Annotated in this window: 19 protein-coding genes; 17 read left to right on the forward strand and 2 right to left on the reverse strand. The window is 61.0% G+C overall.

The window, feature by feature from the left end; translation table 11 throughout:
• Positions 1 to 4 precede the first annotated feature (4 nt).
• The 9 genes from O3W47_RS08425 to O3W47_RS08465 all read left to right on the forward strand — a co-directional run bounded on the left by O3W47_RS08425 (position 5) and on the right by O3W47_RS08465 (position 11,697).
• Complete coding sequence (locus O3W47_RS08425) at positions 5 to 1,144, forward strand: ABC transporter substrate-binding protein (protein WP_080854511.1); 1,140 nt, start codon at positions 5 to 7, stop codon at positions 1,142 to 1,144.
• A complete protein-coding gene (locus tag O3W47_RS08430; RefSeq protein WP_020813248.1) occupies positions 1,141 to 2,208 on the forward strand; it encodes a FecCD family ABC transporter permease in 1,068 nt (355 codons plus the stop codon). Before O3W47_RS08425 ends, O3W47_RS08430 begins: the two co-directional genes overlap by 4 nt.
• Positions 2,202 to 2,954 carry an ABC transporter ATP-binding protein gene (locus tag O3W47_RS08435; RefSeq protein WP_269313455.1) on the forward strand — a complete coding sequence of 251 codons (753 nt, stop codon included), beginning with the start codon at positions 2,202 to 2,204 and terminating at the stop codon, positions 2,952 to 2,954. Before O3W47_RS08430 ends, O3W47_RS08435 begins: the two co-directional genes overlap by 7 nt.
• A 189-nt stretch (positions 2,955 to 3,143) precedes the next feature.
• On the forward strand, positions 3,144 to 3,644 hold the full coding sequence (locus O3W47_RS08440) for an RNA polymerase sigma factor (RefSeq protein WP_003524633.1): 501 nt from the start codon (positions 3,144 to 3,146) through the stop codon (positions 3,642 to 3,644).
• A 111-nt stretch (positions 3,645 to 3,755) separates the two neighbouring features.
• Positions 3,756 to 4,751 carry a FecR family protein gene (locus O3W47_RS08445; protein WP_135397214.1) on the forward strand — a complete coding sequence of 332 codons (996 nt, stop codon included), beginning with the start codon at positions 3,756 to 3,758 and terminating at the stop codon, positions 4,749 to 4,751.
• A 149-nt stretch (positions 4,752 to 4,900) separates the two neighbouring features.
• On the forward strand, positions 4,901 to 7,675 hold the full coding sequence (locus tag O3W47_RS08450) for a TonB-dependent receptor (RefSeq protein ID WP_269313456.1): 2,775 nt from the start codon (positions 4,901 to 4,903) through the stop codon (positions 7,673 to 7,675).
• A gap of 104 nt (positions 7,676 to 7,779) precedes the next feature.
• Positions 7,780 to 8,535: a hypothetical protein gene (locus O3W47_RS08455; RefSeq protein WP_006698641.1), complete on the forward strand. Its 756-nt coding sequence runs from the start codon at positions 7,780 to 7,782 to the stop codon at positions 8,533 to 8,535.
• 14 nt (positions 8,536 to 8,549) lie between these two features.
• Positions 8,550 to 10,397: a type I secretion system permease/ATPase gene (locus O3W47_RS08460; protein ID WP_269313457.1), complete on the forward strand. Its 1,848-nt coding sequence runs from the start codon at positions 8,550 to 8,552 to the stop codon at positions 10,395 to 10,397.
• Positions 10,384 to 11,697 (forward strand): HlyD family type I secretion periplasmic adaptor subunit, encoded by a 1,314-nt coding sequence (locus O3W47_RS08465; RefSeq protein ID WP_135397220.1) that lies wholly within the window; start codon positions 10,384 to 10,386, stop codon positions 11,695 to 11,697. Before O3W47_RS08460 ends, O3W47_RS08465 begins: the two co-directional genes overlap by 14 nt.
• Positions 11,698 to 11,721: 24 nt before the next feature.
• Here the strand turns inward: O3W47_RS08465 and O3W47_RS08470 are convergent, their stop codons facing one another.
• Both O3W47_RS08470 and O3W47_RS08475 read right to left on the reverse strand, forming a co-directional pair.
• On the reverse strand, positions 11,722 to 12,642 hold the full coding sequence (locus O3W47_RS08470; protein WP_269313458.1) for an SMP-30/gluconolactonase/LRE family protein: 921 nt from the start codon (positions 12,640 to 12,642) through the stop codon (positions 11,722 to 11,724).
• 33 nt (positions 12,643 to 12,675) lie between these two features.
• On the reverse strand, positions 12,676 to 13,389 hold the full coding sequence (locus O3W47_RS08475; protein ID WP_035240481.1) for a GntR family transcriptional regulator: 714 nt from the start codon (positions 13,387 to 13,389) through the stop codon (positions 12,676 to 12,678).
• Between the two features lie 103 nt (positions 13,390 to 13,492).
• Here O3W47_RS08475 and O3W47_RS08480 point away from each other — a divergent pair, with 103 nt between their 5' ends.
• Genes O3W47_RS08480 through araD form a run of 8 tightly spaced genes read left to right on the forward strand, consistent with a single transcriptional unit; the run spans position 13,493 to position 22,843 of the window.
• Positions 13,493 to 14,545 carry a Gfo/Idh/MocA family protein gene (locus O3W47_RS08480; protein ID WP_269313459.1) on the forward strand — a complete coding sequence of 351 codons (1,053 nt, stop codon included), beginning with the start codon at positions 13,493 to 13,495 and terminating at the stop codon, positions 14,543 to 14,545.
• Entirely contained in the window at positions 14,538 to 15,554 is a 1,017-nt protein-coding gene (locus O3W47_RS08485) for a Gfo/Idh/MocA family protein (protein WP_080854518.1), read from the forward strand. Before O3W47_RS08480 ends, O3W47_RS08485 begins: the two co-directional genes overlap by 8 nt.
• A complete protein-coding gene (locus tag O3W47_RS08490; RefSeq protein WP_269313460.1) occupies positions 15,551 to 16,624 on the forward strand; it encodes a Gfo/Idh/MocA family protein in 1,074 nt (357 codons plus the stop codon). The genes O3W47_RS08485 and O3W47_RS08490 overlap by 4 nt, the downstream gene beginning before the upstream one ends.
• Positions 16,625 to 16,645: 21 nt before the next feature.
• Positions 16,646 to 17,917, forward strand: coding sequence for an ABC transporter substrate-binding protein (locus O3W47_RS08495; RefSeq protein ID WP_046801403.1), 1,272 nt, complete (start codon positions 16,646 to 16,648; stop codon positions 17,915 to 17,917).
• A gap of 57 nt (positions 17,918 to 17,974) precedes the next feature.
• A complete protein-coding gene (locus O3W47_RS08500; protein ID WP_110757921.1) occupies positions 17,975 to 18,943 on the forward strand; it encodes a carbohydrate ABC transporter permease in 969 nt (322 codons plus the stop codon).
• A complete protein-coding gene (locus tag O3W47_RS08505) occupies positions 18,936 to 19,979 on the forward strand; it encodes a carbohydrate ABC transporter permease (protein WP_127755767.1) in 1,044 nt (347 codons plus the stop codon). The genes O3W47_RS08500 and O3W47_RS08505 overlap by 8 nt, the downstream gene beginning before the upstream one ends.
• Before the next feature lie 22 nt (positions 19,980 to 20,001).
• A complete protein-coding gene (locus tag O3W47_RS08510; RefSeq protein ID WP_174023125.1) occupies positions 20,002 to 21,081 on the forward strand; it encodes an ABC transporter ATP-binding protein in 1,080 nt (359 codons plus the stop codon).
• A 37-nt stretch (positions 21,082 to 21,118) separates the two neighbouring features.
• Positions 21,119 to 22,843, forward strand: a complete 1,725-nt coding sequence (gene araD, locus O3W47_RS08515; RefSeq protein WP_135397230.1) for an L-arabinonate dehydratase — start codon at positions 21,119 to 21,121, stop codon at positions 22,841 to 22,843.
• The last annotated feature ends 6 nt before the right edge of the window (positions 22,844 to 22,849 follow it).

Raw genomic sequence — 22,849 nt, forward strand, 5'->3', positions numbered from 1 at the left:
TCTCATGCGGCTCAACGCTCTCAGGCATCTTGCGGTGCTGGCTTTCTCCCTTCTCGCCGTGCCGGTTCTGGCGGCCGAGATTACCGATGTCACCGGTCGCAAAGTCGAGCTGGACCTGCCGGCCAGACGCGTCATCGTCGGTGAGGCGCGCCAGGTGCATGTCATTGCCGCGCTCAAGGGCGACAAGACCTTCGACACCATCGTCGGCTGGCGTGACGATCTTCTCAAGAAGGATCCCGACAGCTACGCCGCCTATGTCGAGCGTTTTCCGCAGATCGAGAAACTGCCGCGCTTCGGTTATGTGCCGCAGGGCGATTTCAGCCTGGAAACGGCCATCACCCTTTCGCCCGATGTGATCACCCTCAATCTGGAAGCGGAGAAATCCGCCAAGGAGAGCGGTTTCGAAGAAAAGGCCGCCGCCGCAGGCATCAAGATCATCTATCTCGATTTCCGCATCGATCCTGAAAAGAACAGCGAAGCCTCGGTCGAAATTCTCGGCAAACTCTTCGGCGCCGAAGAGCGGGCGAAGGAATTCATCGCCTATCGCCGTGCCGAAATCGCCCGCGTGACCGACCGGCTCGCCAGCGTCAAGGACTTGAAGCGCCCGAACGTCTTCATCGAACGCGCGCCCGGCATTTCCGGCGAAAACAATTGCTGCCGCACTTTCGGACCGGTCAATTTCGGCGCGATGGTCGATCTCGCCGGCGGCCACAACATTGCCGACGGCATCATCAAGACAACCTTCGGCGACCTCAATCCCGAACAGCTCGTCGTTGCCGATCCTGACCACGTCATTGTCACCGGCTCCAACTGGGCCGCCGAATCCGACATCAACCAGTTCGTTCCTGTCGGACGCGGGGCGGATATGGCTCTCTCCCGTGAGCGACTGGCTAACCTGATGAAGCGCACGCCGTTTCCGGAACTGAAGGCCGTGAAGCAAGGCAATGTCCATGCCGTCTGGCACCAGTTCTATGGCGCGCCCTACGAATTCTTCCCGATCCAGCAATTCGCCAAGTGGTTCCATCCCGATCTCTTCGCCGATCTCGATCCGGAAAAGAATTTTGAGGAGTTTCACCGCAAATTCCTGCCTGTCACCTATAAGCCGGGCTATTTCGCCTCGCTCGAAAAAGGTTTGAACCAATGAGTTCGCTGAATGAAAGCGCGGTTGGCATCAGTGGGCGCGATCAATATCGCGCCCTTGCCGCGCGCAGGATAATCATCCTCTTCGGGCTTTTTATCGCGCTGTGTTTCAGCATGGCCGCCGACATGGCGCTCGGTCCGGCGCGCTATACGCTCTCCGAGGTTCTGGCGACGATTGCCGATCCGGCCGCCGTCGGAAACCAGCTTCGGGTGGTGATCTGGGATATTCGCATGCCGATCGCGCTGATGGCGGTGACCGTCGGAGCGTCGCTTTCGGTCGCGGGTGCGCAGATGCAGACCATCCTGTCGAACCCGCTCGCCAGCCCCTTTACGCTCGGCATTTCGGCGGCGGCAAGTTTCGGTGCGGCGCTGGCGCTGGTTGGCGGCGTGGCGATCTTTCCGGGCGCCGTGCATTACATGGTGCCGATCAACGCCTTCATCATGGCCATGGTCGCGGCTCTCTTCATCCATTTCGCCTCGACGCTTCGCGGGGTGACGGTCGAAACCATCGTGCTGCTCGGCATCGCGCTGGTGTTCACCTTCAATGCGGCGCTGTCGCTGCTCGAATATCTGGCCTCCGAACAGGCGCTTGCCGCCGTGGTTTTCTGGACCATGGGCAGCCTGACGAAGGCGACCTGGGACAAGGTCTATATCACCGCCGCAATCCTCCTCGTCACCGTGCCGCTGTTCATGCGCAACGCCTGGGCGCTGACGGCGCTGAGGCTTGGCGATGACAAGGCGGCCAGCATGGGCATCAATGTCCGGCGGCTGCGGTTGACGACCATGCTGACGGTCAGCCTGCTGGCGGCCATTCCGGTTTCCTTTGTCGGCACAATCGGTTTCGTCGGGTTGGTCGGTCCGCACATCGCCCGCATGGTGGTGGGTGAGGACCAGCGTTTCTTCCTGCCCGGCTCGGTGATCTGCGGTGCGCTGCTTCTGTCGGCAACCTCGGTCATCAGCAAGATTCTCATTCCCGGCGCTATTCTGCCGATCGGCGTCATCACGGCGCTCGTCGGCGTTCCGTTCTTCTTCGCGCTTATTTTCGGCAACAGGAGGCGCGCATGGTAACGCTCGCACTGAAAGATGTCGGCGCCGCCTATGGGCGCATCACGGTTCTCTCCAAGGTCGGCATCGATACGCTGGAAAGCGGCAGTGTGACGGCCGTGATCGGCCCGAATGCCGCCGGCAAGTCCACGCTTTTCAAGCGCATCGCCAGCCTGATTTCCGGTCCCGGACTGGTCGAGCTCTCCGATACGGCCCGCGGTAACCGCGCCATCTGCTACATGCCGCAGGATACCGGCGCCAACGCCGTTCTGACCGTCTACGAATCCGTGCTTCTTTCCGCCAAGCAGGGCGGCGGCTGGCGGGTCCATGACGATGAGCTTTTCGAGATCGACGCCATTCTCAAGGCGCTGAAAATCCATGACCTTGCTTTCCGCGGGCTTGGCGAATTGTCCGGCGGTCAGCGACAGCTTGTTTCGCTGGCGCAGGCGCTGGCGCGCAAGCCGGAAGTGCTGCTGATGGACGAGCCGACGTCTGCGCTCGATCTTCACCGGCAGATCGAGGTTCTGGGCTTCGTTACCGATCTGGCGCAGAAGACCGGCATGATCGTGCTGATCGCCCTGCATGACCTCAACCATGCGCTTCGTTATTGCGCAAATACGATGGTTATCGCGCGTGGTGAAATGGTGGTGAGCGGTAGCACGGAGGCGGTTATAACCCCGGAGATGCTGCGCGATATCTATCGCATCGATGCCCGTATCGAGCCCTGCTCGCAGGGCAGACCCATGGTCATCGTCGACGGGGCCATCTGACAGGTCAAGACTCGGCCGCCTTCGCTGCCGGGTCCGCTCGATGCGGCCCGCACAAATTCTTGATGATAATAGTCATGAAATATCTGTTCGATCCACGGTTTGGATGCTAGAGCTTTGAGCGGCAGAACTGCGCGGCCATTCGGGGGGCGGCAGGTTTCGTCGATCCTTGAAATTTCTCTCGGTTGAGACATGGGCATACGGGAAGATGACAAGCGTTATAACGCTTACGTCGCGCATAGGGTCGACCTGATCAAATACGCCACCCTCATTCTGGGGTCGCGGGCGGATGCGGAGGACGTGGTTCAGGAAGCCTTCCTGAAATTCGTTCCCGAAGCCTCCGGCAATCCTTCCAACCTCAAATCCTATCTCTTCCGCATCGTTCGCAATCTTGCGCTCGACAATCGCCGGCGCAGCCGCCAGGACCTTCGGGAACGGCCGGACGATACGCCGTTCTGGGGCGTGCCGCAGGACAATGGCACGCCTGAGGAGCATGCCCTTTTCTGTGACGAAGTCCGGCAGATGCGGACTATTTTGGCCGGCCTGCCGGTTCAGGCGCGGGTGGCATTGGAAATGCACAGATTCGGTGGTTACAATATGGAAGAGATTGCGCGTCACCTCGGCGTGTCCGTGGCCAGCGCACATCGTCTGATCAAGGGCAGCATTGCCGCGATTACCAAAGAAATGAAGTAAAATAGTCCCGATTGTCCCGCCCCGTGAAAAAAATCTCTTCCTCAAACGTCTTTATAGCAGTGCAGAAGACGACGCTTCTGCTGCGCCCCGCAAAGGAACTGGCCCGGTTCAATGACCATTGATCCAGAGAAAAAAATTGAATTGCCGGCCGGTAAGGCGGAGGAGGCGGCCGACTGGCTGCTGCGCTTGCAGTCTGGCTCGGCGGAACCGCGGCTGAAGGCGGAATTCGAGCAATGGCTGGCGGCAGCGCCGGCAAACCGTCTCGCCTGGGAGCGAACATGCAGGACGTGGCGGAACCTCGGCCTCGTAGAGCCGGAATTTAAGAACCTCTGGGAAGATGCGCCGCATCTGCCCGGCAAGGCCGCGACAAAGCCGCAACGGCGGCGCTGGTCCGTGCGGCATTATGCCGGCGCGGCCGTGGCGGCGGCGTCCCTCTGTCTTGCGGTGCTGTTCGTTCCGGCATTTTTCGTTCGCCTGGAGGCGGACTATCAGACCACCACCGCCGAAAGCCGCACGATCACCCTCGAAGACGGCAGCAAAGTGCAGCTTGCGGCGGCGAGCGCGCTTTCAACGGATTTCACGAATGACCGTCGCAATGTGACGGTGCTGAAGGGGGAAGCCTTTTTCGACGTCGTGCCGGACAAAACGCGTCCCTTCGTCGTGGAGGCAAAAAACGTGACCGTTCAGGTGCTGGGCACGGCTTTCGACGTGGACCTGACGGATGGCGTAACCCAGGTGGCGCTGGCGCATGGTTCCGTGGAAGCGTCCTTCCGCAATGCGCCGCCAACGCGGCTGGTGCCGGGCGAGATGCTGATTGTCGACGCTTCCGGCGCGATCCGCAAAGAGACTGTTTCCGTCGAGGATATTGGCGGCTGGCGAAACGGCGAACTCTATGTGGTCGATGCGACGATAGGCTCGGTCGTGGAGCAGATCCAGCGCTACCATCCGGCGTGGCTGACCATGGCCGACAAGCGGCTTGCGGAGCAGAGGGTGACGGGGTTTTACGATCTGCGCGACCCGGATCGCGCGCTGGAAGCCCTGGTGGAACCTTATAAGGGCAAGGTGCATGCGATTGGCGGCAGCGCCCGTATCATCACCCGCTTCTGAAATATTCCGAAACAAAAAATCATATTTATTTTCAGTAATTTATAAAATTTCTTCCGAAAGCCTGAAAAAAATCGACGAGGCAATCGTCTTTTTGTTGAGTAATCCGGTCAAGATATATCCGGAGCGAAAGACAGGAAGACAAAAGCAATATGCGCCTCCAGACATGCAAGACCGGTTCAGGGGAAAAAGCAGCAAAGCAGGCTCGCAGGGCCGTGCTGCTGGCGACAACGGCGGTCGCCGTTTCATTCGCGACGCCCGTTCTGGCCCAGACCGGAGCGGACACCGCCAATTCCCAGCGTGCAGGCGGCGAGCAGGGGGTGACGCGGCCGTTCAATATTCCCGTCCAGTCGCTGTCATCGGTCGTGGGTGCTTTCGGGCGGCAATCCGGCCTTCAGGTCACGCTGGCCACGCCGGCGGCGGGCAATGTGCGCACCAATGCCGTCACCGGCAGTTTCACGGTGCGGGAGGCGCTGTCACGGTTGTTGGCGGGAACGGGCGTCAATTTCCGTATCGCCGGCAATGGTAGAACCGTCGTCATCGGCACGGGGCAATCGACCGTCGATCTTTCCGCGGCGGAGGGTACGACGGTTCTGGAAACCATTACCCTGACCGGCAAGACCGGGCGCAACTCCATTGCCGGTTCCGGTTATCAGGGGACGCCCGACTGGGTTTATGAAACGCCCGCCAGCGTCAGCGTGGTCGGCCGTGAGGCGATCCAGTCGGCCGGCGTGCGCAACACGCGCGACGTTTTCAACCGGGTTTCCGGTGTTTATGCCGGCGAGGGCAATGGCAGCTTCCCAACCGTTTCGCCCAATGTGCGCGGTTTGCAGGAAAGCGGCCGCGTGGTCGTCTCCATCGATGGCGCGCGGCAGAATGCGCAGCGTGGTGCGGCCTTCGGCGGCGCCACGAGCTACACCGCAAGCGCCGGGCAGGGTTATGTGGATGTCGCTTTCATCCGTGCCGTCGAAATCGAGAAGATAACCAATGCACGGTCGGGTAATGCCGGCTCTCTGGGCGGCAAGGTCGAGTTCCGAACCGTCAGCGCCGACGATCTGATTGCCGAGGGTGAAAACAAGGGCGGGGAAGTGAATGTTTCCCGCGGCACCAATGGTTATGATTTTCAGGGCTCGGTTCTCGGCGCCGTTCGCTCGCCGGATGGTCCTCTATCTTTCGTCGCTGGCTACAGCCGCACGATCATGGATGAATACAAGATCGGAACAAAAGGCGAGGCCCGCAGCACCGCGCTGACGATGAAGGATCTGCTTGGCCGCGACGGCTGGTCGACCTTTTTCAAGGGCGAAGGCGACTTCGGCGACGTGAAGGCCTCGTTGTCCTGGATGCATCAGGAGAATGATTTCGTTCAGGGCGCTTCCACGGTGATCGACCGGGAAAGCGTGCGAAACGACAGCGTCGTCGCAAAGCTGGACTGGGACCCCGAAAGCGAACTCATCGACTTCAAGTCGTCGCTGTGGCTGAACGATAATATGACGCATGAACTGCGGGCGGAACGAGAGAGATACGCGGCCGAAACGAACCTTGACATGGGCCTGCGCAGCTTCGGCGGCAGCCTGGAAAATACCAGTCGCTTTGATACGGCGGCGGGCGCGCTCAGTCTGAACTATGGGGCAGAAGCCTTCCGGGACATTGCCACATCCGTTGCGACAAGCGCCAAAATCGCGGAAAATCCTTCTTTCGCCAGCAGCTACACGTCATTCAGCCCTGCGGGACGGCGGGATGTCGCCAGCCTGTTCCTGAATGGTGAGCTTGAGCCGGCCGAGTGGATCACGCTGAGTGGCGGTGTGCGTTACGACTGGTCGCGCCTGAAAGGATCTGCGACCTATTATAGTGTCAAGGAATCGATAGTAACGACAAGTGTGCCTTGCGACCTTGTTCGCAATCACTATACGGCCCTGGAATACTTCAATCGGGTCTTTCTGCCTGCAAATTCCCCCATATGGGCATCCCGCTATAATGTTTTTCTCGCCAGCATCTGGCCGCGTACATCGGCCAACTGCATGCCGGGCACCGGTATAACCACCAGTACCCCGGTCCCCGAATATCCATCGCACAATGTCGATATCGATCGCACCTACAGCGCCTGGCTGCCCTCCGCCACCATCGAACTGAAACCCGTCGACTGGTTCCGCCCCTATGTGAGCTATTCCCAGAGCCTGCGTCCGCCGACAATTCTCGAGGCTTTTTTCGCTGGAGCGCGTCCGGGCGACAGCCCCGGATACGAATACGCTCCGAACCAGGCCCTGCGTGCGGAAAAAGCGACGACCTACGAAGTCGGCGCGAATATGAGCTTCGACGGCGTGCTGCTGGACGACGATTCCATTCGCATCAAAATGGCCGCCTTTCGCCGCGAGGTGAAGGACTATATCGCGCTCGGTTATCTCGTTACGGATCAAGTCCTCGACCGCACCTATACCAGCTTCGTCAATCTGGACGGCACGACCTATATGCGCGGGCTTGAATTCGAGGGCAATTACGATGCCCGCAGTTTCTGGATCGGCGGCTCGGCAACATTTCTGAAAACAGAATGGCCTGAAAAGACGCAGGTTTTTTCCAACGGCACGACCACCACAACGGGCGAAATCGTTGCCTGGCCGGGCGACGTCGCGCCCAAGGTGAAGCTGACGCTCGATGGCGGCATGCGTTTCTTCGATGAAAAATTCTCGCTGGGCGCAAGGCTCAACCACGTTACGCCGACACAGTCGCGCACGCTGGATACGGAGGGCAATCTGCGCGAGGTGACCGATCCCTACACAACGGTGGATCTCTACGGTTCCTATGCCTTCAACGACAAGGCCACGCTTCGCTTCGCCGTCAACAACCTGACGGACCGAAAATACATTCCGGCAGCCAGCGCCTACACGGCGCCGGGCCGCACCTTTATCGCGACGATGAACGTGAAGTTCTGAACCGTGGAAGAAATTCTCCGGGCTGGGTTGCAGCCCGTCCCGGAGATGAAACGCCTTCGCCACAGGACGAAGGTATCGATATTGGCCAGCAAAGGAGTACACCTATGGCTACCACAATTCAACTGACGCAGTCTTCCTCCGATCTGATCGGCTACCTCAACGGTTGGACGAGCGGTTTCGGTTCGACCTATGGTGCGTTCTACGACGCTCAGACCAGCTCTCTCGCCACCACCACCATCGATCCGAACACGACCTATGAGGCGTGGGGCGATGGCAGCTCCGGTGGCAAGGGCATCGTCATGAGCGGCGCTCTGCAGTACTCCCAGGGCAACCTGACGGGTTCGGTCGACAGCATCGTTCTGGGCACCGGCTACAGCCAGTCCACCAGCGGCATCGCCGTCAGCCAGCAGGAACTGCTGATCGATCCCGACAGCGCCTATTCGCTCGCCGGTGCTCGCGATCTTCTCGATCTCGCCGTCTACCAGCTTGCCCGCTTCGGTTCGCTGGCCGGCTTCTATGATTACTTTGCCGCCACCGGCACGGTGATCGAGGACACGGCTGCCTCCAACACCCTGACCGGCTTTGCCGGCGCAGACACCTTCGTATTCTCCGGCGGCAACGATGTCGTACAGGCCGGCCCGACCGGAACCTACGGCTATCAGGACGGCACGGATACGCTCGATGTCTCCGCCTGGGGCGCAACTTCGGTGGACGATTTGTTGTGGTATAACGATAACGGAAATGCCGTTATCCTTTCGGCCACAGACACGTCCGTCTCCGTCACACTGAATGGCGTCGATGCAAATGTGCTCGACGCATCGGACTTCATTTTCGCCAGCGCATCGGCGCTTGCCGCGTAAAGGAAAATCAGGCTGTGGGCTTTCAAAACCACCAGCAGACGCCGCCGCAGTCCCTCACTGCGGCGGTTGTTTCGCCCCTTAAAAGCACGTTTCTCGGCGTTGCGCTCGTCAGCGGCGTGGTCAATATACTCGCGCTCACGTCGCCGCTCTTCATGCTGCAGGTTTATGACCGGGTTCTGGCAAGCGGCAGCCTGCCGACGCTGGTCGGGATCGCCATTCTCGCGCTTGGCCTTTATGGCTTCCAGTGCCTGCTCGATATTATCCGCGCCCGCGTTCTGATCCGCATCGGTGAAGATTTCGACATGCGTTATTCCGGCAGGGTGCATGATGCGGTGGTCCGCCTGCCGCTCGTCAACCGCATGCCGGGCGACGGTCTCCAGCCGCTGCGCGATCTCGACAATGTGCGCGGTTTTCTCTCCGGCACGGGGCCGACCGCCTTTTTCGATCTGCCGTGGATGCCGCTTTATCTCGGCATATGTTTTCTGTTTCACTTCTGGATCGGTGTGACGGCGCTTGCCGGCGCGATAGTGCTTGTCTCCCTCACGATCCTCACCAATATCTTCTCACAGAAGCCGATCCGCGACACCATGGTCGAGAATATGGCCCGCAACCGGCAGCTGGAGGCCTCGCGCCGCAATGCCGAAGTCGTGCAGGCCATGGGGCTTGGCGGCCGGCTCGGAAAACGCTGGCAAACTTCCAACGAGGCCTATCTTGCCGCCAATCGCAAGGCGGGCGATGTGGCCGGCGGTCTCGGTAATATTGCGAAGTCTTTGCGGGTCGTGCTGCAATCGGCCATTCTGGCGGTCGGCGCTTGGCTCGTCATCAACCAGGAAGCTTCGGGCGGCGTGATGATCGCCAGTTCGATCATGATGGGCCGGGCGCTGGCGCCTGTCGATCTTGCCATTTCCAACTGGAAGTCCTTCGTGGCCGCCCGGCAGAGCTGGGCGCGGCTGAGGGAGCTTTTTGCACAGATGCCGGCCAATGCCGCCGCCATGGCCCTGCCGAAGCCTGAAAAGGAATTGAGGGTCGAAAACGTCACCATCGTTCCGCCGGGAGAAAGAAAACCGACCGTCACCGGGCTTGGCTTCATCGTGACTGCCGGAAACGCGCTCGGCGTCATCGGCCCCTCCGGTTCGGGTAAATCCACGCTCGCGCGCATTCTCACCGGCGCGTGGATGCCGGCGGCCGGCAAGGTGCGGCTGGACGGTGCAAGTTTCGAGCAGTGGGATCGTGAGGCGCTGGGCCGCCATATCGGCTATCTGCCACAGGGCGTGGAGCTGTTCGACGGCACGATCGGTGAAAATATCTCCCGTTTCGAGGATAATCCCGATCCTGACGCCATCATCGCGGCGGCCAGGGCTGCGGGCGCGCATGAACTGATCCTGCGTTTCGAAAAAGGTTATGACAGCGATATCGGCGAGGCGGGTTCGGCGCTTTCCGCCGGGCAGCGCCAGCGCATCGGCCTTGCCCGCGCGCTATACCGCGATCCCTTCATCGTCGTGCTGGACGAACCCAACGCCAATCTCGATGCGGAAGGCGAAGCCGCCGTGGTCAAGGCGATTTCCTCGGTCAAGGCGCGGGGCGGCATTGCCGTCGTCGTCGCCCACCGGCCGAGCGCCATCGGTGCTGTCGATTTCATTCTGATGATGGAAGAGGGACGGATGAAGGCCTTCGGTCCGCGTGACGAGGTGCTTTCGAAGGTACTGCGCGTTCCGCAGGCGCAGGCGGCCAAGGGATTTACCGCATCCGCCCAGACGATCTCGCCGCTGCGCGTCGTCGCCAATACCCAGCCACAGGCGTTGGTGCTGGAAGACGTCCGTGAAGAGAACAGCCAGGAAGGAGATGCGGATGTCAAACATTGACCAGCGCAGCCATGTGTCCCGCTCCATCCGCAAACATCTTGTTGCCGGCCTCGCTGCAGGTGTGGCGCTGCTGGCCGGCGTCGGCGGATGGGCTGCGACGACCAATCTTGCCGGCGCGGTTGTCGCCTCCGGCCATCTGGTGGTGGATTCCTACAGCAAGAAGGTGCAGCATCCGAGCGGCGGTGTCGTCGGCGAAATTCTGGTGAATGAGGGCGACAGGGTAAAGGCCGGCGATGTCGTCATGCGCCTTGATGCGACCCAGACCCGCGCCAATCTCGCCATCGTGACCAAGCGTCTGGATGAGCTGAATGCGCGCATGGCAAGGCTGGAGGCCGAGCGCGACGATCTGCCGGAGCTCGTTTTTCCGCAGGCGCTGATGGCGCGAAAAGACGATGCCGATGTCGCCTCCGCCATGCGCAGCGAGACCAAGCTGTTCGAATTTCGCAAATCCTATCGCGAAGGGCGCAAAGCACAGCTTTCCGAACGCATCACCCAGTTCGAACATGAGATTGAGGGGCTGAAGGCGCAGGAAGTCGCCTATGATAACGGCCTTGCCGTGCTGCAGGCTGAAATCACCTCGCAGAAATCCCTGCGCGAACAGGGTATCGTTTCGGTGCAGAGGCTGAACAGCCTGCAGACGCAGGCCGCGACATTCGGCGGCGAGCGCGGCGAAAAAATCGCCTATCAGGCGCAGACGGCAGGGCGCATCACCGAAACCAGGCTGCAAATCCTGCAGATCGACCAGGAATTGCGCACCGAGGTCGGGCGGGAACTGCGGGAAATACAGGCGCAGATGGGCGAATTCGTCGAGCGCAAGGTTGCCGCCGAAGACGAGCTGAAGCGCATCGATATCGTCGCGCCGCAATCCGGCATGGTGCATGAAATGGCCGTGCACACGGTGGGCGGCGTGGTGACGCCGGCGGATCCGATCATGCTCATCGTGCCTGACGGAGACGAGCTGGCGCTGGAGGTGCAGATCGTGCCCAAGGATATCGATCAGCTTCAGGTGGGGCAAAAGGCCATGCTGCGCATGACCGCCTTCAATCAGCGCGTCACGCCGGAACTGGAAGGCCATGTCAGCCGCATCGCGGCGGATATCACCACCGACCAGCGCAGCGGTCTCTCCTATTATCTGGCGCGGATTTCCGTGCCGGTTTCCGAGCGGCAGAAGCTGAACAATGCGCCGCTGGTGCCGGGCATGCCGGCCGAGGCGTTCATTCAGACCAGCGAAAGGACGGCGCTGTCCTATATCGCCAAGCCGCTGACCGACCAGATCAGCCGCGCCTTCCGTGAGGAGTAGGAATCCGGGTCCGGCTTGCGGACTCTATCCACCTTCGCCAAAACGGAAGGCGGCGAAGCCCTTTTTCTGTGTCGGGATAGCCCAGACGCCGCCCGAAAATGGCGATTGCTTCAGCCGGTCTTCGGACATGTTGTGGCGGTGTGACGTCAGGAAAAGGATGCTGAAATCAGGTCCTCCGAAGCACGGCATGGTGGGGTGCGGCACAGGGGTCGGGATCACATCCGTATGCGTGCCATCGGGTGTGAAAACGTTCAACAGGCCGGCGGAAACGCCCGCGCTGTAATAGGTGCCGCTGCTGTCGAGACAGCCGCCATCGGGTCTTCCCGTCTCTTCCGTCATCCGGGCCACCAGCACGCCCTCATCGAATGTGCCGTTCCTGCTGTCGAATTTTCGCCGGCGTATCCATTTCTGGACGGAATCGCTCTGCCACATGATGGAGCCGTCCGGGGAAAATGCGAGGCCGTTCGGGCATGTCAGGCCGGTCTGCATGCGCTCGGCGCTTTTTTCGGTGATCCGCCAAAGTTCACCATGGGGCTCCATGTCCGCGAGTGGCACATTGTGCATGGTTCCCACCCAGAAGGCGCCGTCGGGGCCGATCCGTCCGTCGTTCAGCCGGCAAGGAATGCCGTCCGGTGACGGCAGGGAGTGGAGAAGGCGTGTTTTGCAGCTCTCCGGATCGAGGATGACAATATCCATGCCGCAGGCGATGACGAGGTCGCCGTTCCGACAGAGACCGAGACTCGAGACGGTATGAGGAAACGCCCATTCGCGGTAAAGGCCGGGCTCGAGCGCTGCGGACCGCACCGTCCTGCCGAGTATATCGCACCAGAAAAGCACCTGTCGCCGCTCATCCCAAACGGGGGATTCCGCAAGTGTGCTCATCGTGTCGCACAGAAGTTTCGCCTGCGACATGGCAAGCGCTTTTTCGGGAGTTGCCGTATTCATGATGCTCGAACCGTTGAAAATGATGGCGCGGAATTATTCGAAATAGTCCTGGTGGTTCTCGAAAACCTGCGAAAGAATGCCGAGAACGCGTCTCAGGTGCTTGCGCAAACCATCGGTCGCACGGGCTTCGTCCCCGGCCTTGATCGCATCGTAAACCGCCTCGTGTTCGGAGAGCAGCCGCGCCATATGCGCCTCGTCGGTGATGGCGAGCGCGCGCAGGCGGTCCAGCCCCGCCTTCTCGCGGATCAACAGCGTCTCCAGCCTCTCAAGCCCCGTCGCGGCGGCAAGCGCGCTGTGGAACTGGTCGTCATGCACACGAAAAGCCTTTCTGTCTCCGCGATGCATGGCTGCGCGCTGGCCGGTGAGGGCGTGTTCGATCTCCTGCTCGGCCTCCGCCGTTATGCCGATCTGGCACAGCCTGCAAACCGCAGCGACCTCCAGCGCCTCGCGGATGAATTGCGCGCTGCGAATGTGCTTTTCCGATAATCTGGAGACATAGGTGCCGCGGCTTGGCAGCGTGACGATCAGGCCGTCATCCCGCAGGCGGCTCAGCGCTTCGCGCACCGGCGTGCGGCTGGAATTGAACAACTGTCCGATCTCGTTCTCCGAAACCGCCTGGCCGGGAAAAAGCTCCCGGGAAAGGATGGCCGATTTCAGCGCGGAATAGATCTGGTCCACGACCGGACGGTTAAGGTCCAGCCGTTCCATTGTCGGCACGGTGCCACCTGTTACGGGAATTTTCGGCATATACCCTCCAGCGTTTTCATAACCGGTATACCGGAACACAAGTGTGTTGACAACCGGCATACCGGTATGCAAATGATCGCTTATTGGGAAGGAGGCTCCCGAAATGCAAAATATCAAGACCTGCGTCATCGTTGGCGCCGGAATGGTGGCGAAGACGCATGTGCTCGCCTGTGCGGCAAGTCCGGAAAAAATTCGCCTGAAAGGTTTGGTCGATGGCGGCTCCGGCCGCGCCAGGGCGCTGGCCGCCGAAGCGTCGAAACATACAGGATATGAGGTCGTCGTTTATTCCTCGGTCGAGGAAGCCGCACGCGATGCGGATGTCGATTTCGCCATCGTCGCGACGCCGCCGAATGCCCGCATCGATATCGTCGGACAGCTCGCAAGGGCGGGCAAACACATCCTGATGGAAAAGCCCGTCGCCCGTAACACGCAGGAAGCCGGTGGCCTTGTCGCTCTCTGTCGTGACGCCGGCGTCAAGCTCGGCATCATCTTCCAGCACCGCATGCGGGCTGCATCGCAAAAAGCCCGTGAGCTTGTTGATGGCGGCACGCTCGGAGCGCTGGGTCTCTGCGAAATTTCCGTGCCGTGGTGGCGTGCGCAATCCTATTATGATGAACCCGGCCGCGGCACACTCGCACGCGACGGCGGCGGTGTTCTGATCTCCCAGGCAATTCACACCATCGATCTGGCGCTCAGCCTCGCCGGGCCGGTCTCGCGCGTTCAGGCCATGGCGGCGACGACGCGGTTTCATCGCATGGAAACCGAGGATTACGTCGCGGCCGGCCTGCGCTTCAAGAATGGCGCCGTCGGCTCGCTGGTGGCAAGTACGGCAAGTTTTCCCGGCGCTCCGGAATCGATTGTCCTGCATTTCGACAATGCCAGCCTGCGGCTCGCCTCGGGCCTCCTGCATGTCGACTGGCGCGATGGCCGGCAGGAGACCTTTGGCGGCGCGGCATCCGGCACGGGCGGCGGGGTCGACCCCATGGCTTTCACGCATGAATGGCATCAGGGCGTCTTCGAAGATTTCGCAGACGCCATCTCCTCAGGGCGCGCCCCGGTCGTCACCGGTGAAGCGGCTCTTTTGTCTCACAGATTGATCGACGCGATCATCAACTCGGCCGACACCGGCAAGGAAGTGGAACTGCAGGATGACTAAAGCAATCAAGTTCGTCGCTCTCGGGATTGAGCACCGGCACATTTTCGGCATGGCCCAGAACATGCTGGATGCCGGCGCAGAATTCGCCGGCTGGTGGACCGAAGGCGAACCCGATGTGGTGGAAGGCTTCGTCAAGCGCTTCCCGGATGTGCCGCGCGCGGCCTCCAAGGAAGCTCTGCTGGCCGATGGCAGCATCGATCTCGTGCTGATCGCCGACATTCCCTCCAAGCGCGCCGATCTCGCCATCGCCGCCATGGAAGCCGGCAAGGACGTCATGTCCGACAAGCCGGGCTGCACCACCTTCGAACAGCTCGACCGCCTTCGCCAGACCGTTGCAAAGACCAAGCGCATCTGGACCGTCGATTTCTCCGAGCGTTTTGAAGTTCCGAGCGTGACCAAGGCGGCCGAACTCGTTGCGCAGGGTGCGATTGGCCGTGTGATCCAGACCGTCGGCCTCGGCCCGCATCGTCTGAACCGCCAGATCCGCCCGAAGTGGTTCTTCGAGCGTGAAGCTTACGGCGGCATCATCACCGATATCGCCAGCCACCAGATCGACCAGTTCATGTTCTTCACCGGTTCGACCGAAGTGGAGATCGTGGCTGCCACCGTTGCCAACTATGCCAACCCGCGCGATCCAGGCTTGCAGGATTTCGGCGAAGTGGTGCTGCGCGGCGACAAGGGCCACGGCTATATCCGCGTCGACTGGTACACGCCCGATGCGCTGCCGACCTGGGGCGACGGCCGCCTCACGATCCTCGGCACCGAGGGTTACATCGAACTGCGTAAATATGTCGATGTCGGCAACAAGGAAGGCACCGACCGTCTCATTCTCGTGAATGGCGACCGCTGCGAATATATCGACGCCTCCGGTGCCGGCCTGCCCTATTTCGGCCGCCTGTGCGACGACATCCGCAACCGCACGGAAACGGCGATGACGCAAGAGCATGTGTTCAAGGTATGCGACCTGTCGTTGCAGGCGCAGGCCAAGGCCGAAGGAGCAAAGGCATGATTGGCGTCGCGATTGTTGGTGCCGGCATCGGCGCCCTGCATCTGAAGGGTTACCAGGCGCTGCCGGAGCGCTTCTCCGTCAAGGCGATCTGCGACCTTGATCTGGAGCGCGCCCGCTCCGTGGCGGGCGAGGATACGTCCATCCGTCTGACGACCGATCTCGATGAGATTCTGGCGGATGAGAGCATCCAGCTCATCGACGTCTGCCTGCCGCCGCACCTGCATTTCCCCGTGACGCTGAAGGCGCATGCGGCGGGCAAGGATGTCGTCTGCGAAAAGCCGCTGGTCCGCTCGCTTGAAGAGGCAAATGCGCTGATCGACTCCGTCCAAAAGACCGGCCGTGGCGTGTTTCCCGTCTTCCAGTACCGTTTCGGACATGCGATGCGGCAGCTGCGTGCGCTCATCGATGCCGGCCTTGCGGGCAAGGCCTTTGTCGCGAGTTCGGAAGTTCACTGGAACCGTGGCGCCAGCTATTACGACATTCCCTGGCGCGGTACGTGGAAGGGCGAGTGCGGTGGCGCGATCCTCGGTCATGCCATTCACGCCCATGATCTTCTTTGCCACGTTCTCGGTCCCGTCGACGAAGTGTTCGCCATGGCCGATACGCGCGTCAACACGATCGAAACCGAAGACTGTGCGGCACTCAGCTTCCGCATGAAAAGCGGTGCGCTGGCGACGAGCTCGGTGACGCTCGGTGCCGCCGAAGATACGTCCCGCCTGCGCTTCTGCTTCGAGGGCTTCACCGCCGAAAGCGGCACGCTGCCCTATCGTCCGGCCGAAGACACATGGCGTTTCATCGCCCGTGCACCGACCACGCAGGACCAGATCGACGCCGTTCTGGCGACGGTCGCCGATGGCGAAAACGGCTTTGCCGGTTTTGTCGAAGCCATTGCCGACGCGATGGAAGGACGCGGCGGTAAGGAAGTGACTGTGAACGATGGCTTGCAGTCCATCGAACTCGTCACCGCCATCTATCGCTCGGTGCGGGAAGGAAAGCCGGTCCGCCTGTCCGACGCCGCAGAAGGCGAATGGATCAAGGGCTGGGCTCCGCGCGCATCCGCCAACGCATAATCATCTAAGGGAGGAAAAGAGATGATCGGTAAATACAGCATGGCATTGGCGCTGGCCATTGGCGCGGCGTCCTTTGCGGGCGCCGCCCAGGCGGCGCAGGAAGTGCGCTTCACCTGCGCTTATGACGGCAACGGCTGCGAAATTCTGAAAGATATTCTCGCGCGTTACGAAAAGCAGCATCCGGACGTGAAGATCGTCACCGACGTCGTGCCCTACAAGGCGCTGCTGGAAGGCCTGCCCGTGCAGCTCGCCGGCGGCAGCGGCCCGGATTTCGCAACCGTGACCGACCTTGGCGGCCTCAATCGCTATTATCTCGATCTCACACCTTATGTGGATGCGAAATATTGGGAAGATAATTTCTCCAACGTGCTGAAATGGTATCGCAGCGGCCCAGACGACAAGGGCATTTACGGCATGCATACCCAGCTCACCATCACCGGCGCCTTCATCAACCGCACTTTGTTCGATCAGGCCAATGTGGCGGTACCCGGCAAGGATGCGACGCTGGATGACTGGGCGAAGGCTGCCAATGCCGTCGCCAAGGCAACCGGCACGCCATACCCGATGGCCATCGACCGTTCCGGCCACCGTATCGCCGGTCCGGCCATTTCCTACGGCGCGAAAATTTTTGATGCGGACGGCAAGCCCATTCTCGTCGATGAAGGTTTCACGACTTTCGTGAAGAAATTCGTGGAATGGAACAAGGACGGCACCATGGCGCGTGACGTCTGGGCCGGGCAGGGCGGCAATACCTATCGCGATGCCGCGCAGGAATTCATCAACGGCCAGCTTGTCTATTATTACTCGGGCAGCTGGCAGACCGCGCGCTTCGACAGCCAGGTCGGCGATGCTTTCGACTGGGAAGTCGTGCCGCAGCCCTGCGGCGGCGCTGCCTGCACCGGCATGCCGGGCGGTACCGGCGTTGTCGGCTTCAAGCAGACCAAGAACCCGAAGATCGTTGCCGATATCCTGAACTTCCTCGCTCAGGACGAGAATTATCTCGACTTCACCGTGCGCACCCGCAACGTTCCGGCCCACAAGGCCGTGGCTGACAAGGGCGTGACCTACACCGGTGCGACGCCTGCGACGCAGAAGGCCATGAACGCCTGGCTGGACCAGATCCCCGGCCTCAGCCCGATTGCCTATACCTATCAGGGTTACAAGAACAATCGCGCCATGTTCAACATCTCCGTCCAGCGCATCACGCAGGCCATCGTCGGTGAAAGCACCGTCGATGAGGCGATGGCCCGCGCGAAGACGGACCTCGAGGAAGCGTTGAAACAGGCGAAGTGATCCATCGCCTTCCGGCGCGGCGCATGCCGCGCCGCGCCGGATCGAAGGAGGACCCTCATGTATAAATTTCTTGCGCCCGTCATGGGCATCGTCGAACTGCCCTTTGCCTTCCTGCAGAAGGTTCTCGGCCACCGGCGGATCGCCTGGGTGTTTCTCACGCCCAACCTGATCCTGTTTGCGGTCTTCGCCTTCCTGCCGATCCTGCTGAACATGGCCTATTCCGTGACCGGCAGCGAACACATATTGCTTTCCGAGCGCCCTTCGGTGGGCGGCGAAAACTTTTCGGTCCTTCTTTCCTGTCAGAATTACCTCGACCCCAATTCCTGTCAGCGCGACCTGTTCTGGCGCTCGGTCTGGAATACGGTTTTCTTCGTCGTGCTGCAGGTTGGTTTCATGGTCGGCTTTTCGCTGATCACGGCCATCGTGCTCAACCGCGATATCCGGGCGCGCGGGTTCTTCCGCGCGGTGTTCTTCTTCCCGGTTTTGCTCTCGCCCGTCGTTGTCGCGCTGATCTGGAAGTGGATTCTTCAGCGTTTCGGCGTTCTCAATGCGGCGATGGAGGGGCTTGGCCTCGGTTCGGTCGATTGGTTGCTCGAAGCCAATCTGGCCTTCGGCTGGTCGGTCTTCCTGTCGGTCTGGGCGCATATGGGTTTCTACACGCTCATTCTTCTGGCCGGCCTGCAGGCGATCCCGCGCGATGTCTATGAGGCGGCGCAGCTTGACAAGGCAAGTCCGTGGCGCATCTTCCGGCGTATCACGCTGCCGCTGCTTGCGCCCACCATGCTCGTCGTTCTCGTCCTGTCGCTCATCAAGGGCGTGCAGACCTTCGATGAAGTCTTTGCCTTCACGGGTGGCGGCCCCGGTTCGGCGACCACCTTCATCATTCAGTTCATCTATCAGACCGGCTTTGCCGGGACGCCCCGCAATTTCGGCCTTGCGGCTGCCGCTTCGCTGCTGCTCGCCGTGGTGCTGGTGGTGCTGACCGCCCTGCAATTCCGGGCAAACAGGAGCAAGGTCGATGGCTAGGATTGGCGCATTTCTGACCCGTACCCGCGGCCGCAACGGCAAGCTGCACTGGACCGACTGGCTGTCCTACGCCTATCTCGGCGTGGCGGTGCTGATGATGTTCGGTCCCGTTGTCTGGCTCGTGCTCTCCTCGTTCAAGACGGAAGCCGATCTCCAGCGTTTCCCGCCGCGCCTCCTGCCCTATACGCAGGAAACCGTGGTGGTGGATGGGCAGGCAGCGCCGCTGCCGGCCTATGTCGACAAGGATGGCCGCAAGTTCGGCATGGTTCGCCGCATCGGCCTCGTGGCCCAGGTGGTCGATCCGGCCAAGCCAGCCGAAGTCCTGAAGATGCCGTTCAACGAGCTGAAACCGGCTGAAAAGGTGGCGCTGGCGACGGAAAACTATTCCGAGCTTTTCCAGCGCTTCAATTTCCCGCTCTATTTCTGGAACTCGACCTTCATCACGGTGACGTCAACCATCATCATGCTGATCGTCAATTCCATGGCGGCCTTCGCGCTCTCGAAATACCAGTTCAAGGGCAGGGGCGTGGTGCTGGCGCTGGTTGTCGGCACGCTGATGATCCCGCAGACGGTCGTGCTGGTGCCGCTGTTTCTCATTACCAGCCAGCTCGGCATGATCAACAGTCTCTGGGGCGTCATCATTCCCGGCGCGGCAACACCGACAGGCGTCTTCCTGCTGCGGCAATATATGCTGACGATCCCGGATGAAATCCTCGATGCGGCGCGCATGGACAAGGCCAGCGAGTGGAAGATCTACTGGCGCATCATCCTGCCGCTTTCGGCACCGGCGCTTGCGGTTCTGGCGATCCTTGCGATCATGTGGCGCTGGAACGACTTCCTCTGGCCGCTGATCGTGCTGACCCGCAACGACAACTTCACCCTGCAGCTGGCGCTCAACTCCTTCCAGGGGGAGATGACGACGGAATGGAGCAATCTTCTGGCCATGACGGTGCTGACACTCGCCCCCATCGCGCTGGTCTTCATGTTCCTGCAAAAATACATCGCCACCGGCATTGCATCGACGGGCGGCAAATAATCCTCAGGGAGGAAACACGACAATGGCAAGTATTCAGCTTCGTCAGGTCAAAAAGACATATGGCGCCCTCGATGTGATCAAGGGTGTCGATCTCGATATCAAACACGGTGAATTCTGCGTTTTCGTCGGCCCTTCCGGCTGCGGCAAGTCGACCCTGCTGCGCATGATCTCGGGTCTCGAGGAGTTGAGCGGCGGCGATATCGTCATCGGCGGCGATGTGGTCAACACCGTGCCGGCGGCGGATCGCGGCCTTGCCATGGTGTTCCAGTCCTATGCCCTTTATCCGCATATGACGGTGCGCGAAAACCTGTCCTTCGGACTTGAGAACATCGGCACCTCCAAGAAGGACATCGCCGACAAGATCTCCCAGGTTTCCAAGATGCTGCAGATCGACCAGCTTCTCGAGCGTCGCCCCAAGGACCTGTCGGGCGGCCAGCGCCAGCGCGTCGCCATCGGCCGTGCCGTCGTGCGCGAGCCGCGTGTGTTCCTTTTCGACGAGCCGCTTTCCAACCTCGATGCGGAACTGCGCGTCGACATGCGCGGCGAGATTTCAAGTCTTCATCGGCGTCTCGGCAATACCATGATCTATGTCACGCATGATCAGGTGGAAGCCATGACCATGGCCGACAAGATCGCCGTTCTGCGCGCCGGCAAGCTCGAGCAATTCGGCGTTCCGCTCGATCTTTATAACCGCCCGGCCAATCTCTTCGTGGCGGGCTTCATCGGCTCGCCTAAGATGAACTTCTTTGCCGGCGAAGTGACCTCGGATGCAACGCCGTCCCTGAAGATCGCAACGGGCGAACTGGTCCCCCTGCCACAGACCGGCTTTTCTTATAAGCCCGGCCAGAAGGTGACGCTCGGCATCCGCCCAAACCATGTGCAGGCGGGTGGCGAAGGTGCACTGACGATGTCTGTGCGCACCGCCGAACAACTGGGCGGCGAGTCCTATCTTTACGGTACTCTCGGGGATGGCACCAGGGTGACGCTGCATCTTTCAGGCCAGACCTCGACATCGGCAGACGAAGTCATCCGTTTGTCGGCGCCGCTGGAACACATTCATCTTTTCGATACGACGAGCGGGCTGACGCTCCGGCAGGACTGACAGCCTTTGGCGCAACCCGCAACGCAGGACCATTGACATGACCGATAAAAAACTCCGTTCCGACCGCTGGTTCGCACCCGATGACCTGCGCAGCTTCGGGCATCGCTCACGCATGATGCAGCTCGGTTATGCGGAGGAGGATTTTGTCGGCAAACCCGTCATCGGTATCCTGAACACCTGGTCGGAGCTGAATACCTGTCACTCGCATTTCCCAGAGCGCGTGCAGGATGTGAAACGCGGCGTGCTGCAGGCTGGCGGCTTCCCCGTCGAAATGCCCTCGCTTTCGGTGGACGAGAGCTTCACCAAGCCGACATCGATGCTTTACCGCAACATGCTGGCCATGGAGACGGAGGAAATGATCCGCTCGCATCCGCTCGACGGCGTGGTGCTGATGGGCGGTTGCGACAAGACGACACCCGGCCTCGTGATGGGCGCGATCTCGGCCGGCGTGCCGATGATCTATCTGCCGGCCGGCCCGATGCTGCGCGGCAACTATGCCGGCAAGGTGCTGGGTTCGGGTTCGGACGCCTGGAAATATTGGGACGAGCGCCGCGCCGGTAACGTCACGGACGAGGAATGGCGCGGCGTGCAGGGAGGCATCGCCCGCTCTGCCGGTGTGTGCATGACCATGGGCACCGCCTCGACCATGACCGCCATCACCGATGCCCTTGGCCTCACCCTGCCGGGAGCTTCCTCCATTCCGGCGGTGGATGCCGAACACCAGCGCATGTCGGCAGGTTGCGGCCGGCGTATCGTGGAAATGGTGGCCGAGGAGCTGACGCCGGACCGTATTCTGACCGCGACCGCGTTTCGCAACGCCGCCATCGTCGCCATGGCGACCGGGTGCTCCACCAATGCCGTCGTGCATCTGATCGCCATGGCGCGCCGCGCCGGTGTGCCGATGACGCTGGACGAGCTCGACGAGCTTGGCCGGATCACGCCGCTCATCGCCAATGTCCGCCCCTCCGGCAAAGACTATCTGATGGAGGACTTCTATTACGCCGGCGGCCTGCGCGCACTGATGAAGCAGCTCGAAAGCCGTCTCGACTGTTCGGCGCTGACCGTGACCGGCCGCAGCATGGGTGAGAACCTCGAAGGCGCGAAGGTCTATAATGACGACGTCATCCGCTCGCTCGATAATCCCGTCTATGCGGAAGGCTCGCTTGCGGTGCTGCGTGGCAATCTTTGCCCGGACGGCGCCGTCATAAAGCCTGCCGCCTGCGATCCGAAATACCATATCCATGAAGGCCCCGCGCTGGTCTTCGACAGCTATCCGGAGATGAAGAAGGCGATTGATGACGAAAACCTCGATGTCACGCCGGATCATGTGCTGGTGCTGCGCAATGCCGGTCCGCTCGGCGGTCCCGGATTTCCGGAATGGGGCATGTTGCCGATCCCCAAGGCGTTGATCAAGAAGGGCCACCGTGACATGGTGCGCATTTCCGATGCCCGCATGTCCGGCACCTCCTATGGCGCCTGCGTACTGCATGTCGCGCCGGAAAGCTTCGTCGGCGGGCCGCTCGCGCTCCTGAAGACCGGCGATATCGTCCGCCTCGATCTGCCGCAGCGTCGCCTCGACATGCTGGTCAGCGAAGAGGAAATCGCCCGCCGCCGCGCCGCCTGGCAGGCTCCCGCACCGCGTTATGAGCGCGGTTATGGTTATCTCTTCTCCAAGCATGTCACCCAGGCCGATCAAGGCTGCGATTTCGACTTCCTGCAGACGGATTTCGGCCGCACCGCCGGCGAGCCCGATATTTTCTGAGGACGC

Source organism: Agrobacterium sp. LMR679, assembly GCF_027157905.1.
Classification (GTDB): Bacteria; Pseudomonadota; Alphaproteobacteria; order Rhizobiales; family Rhizobiaceae; genus Agrobacterium; species Agrobacterium leguminum.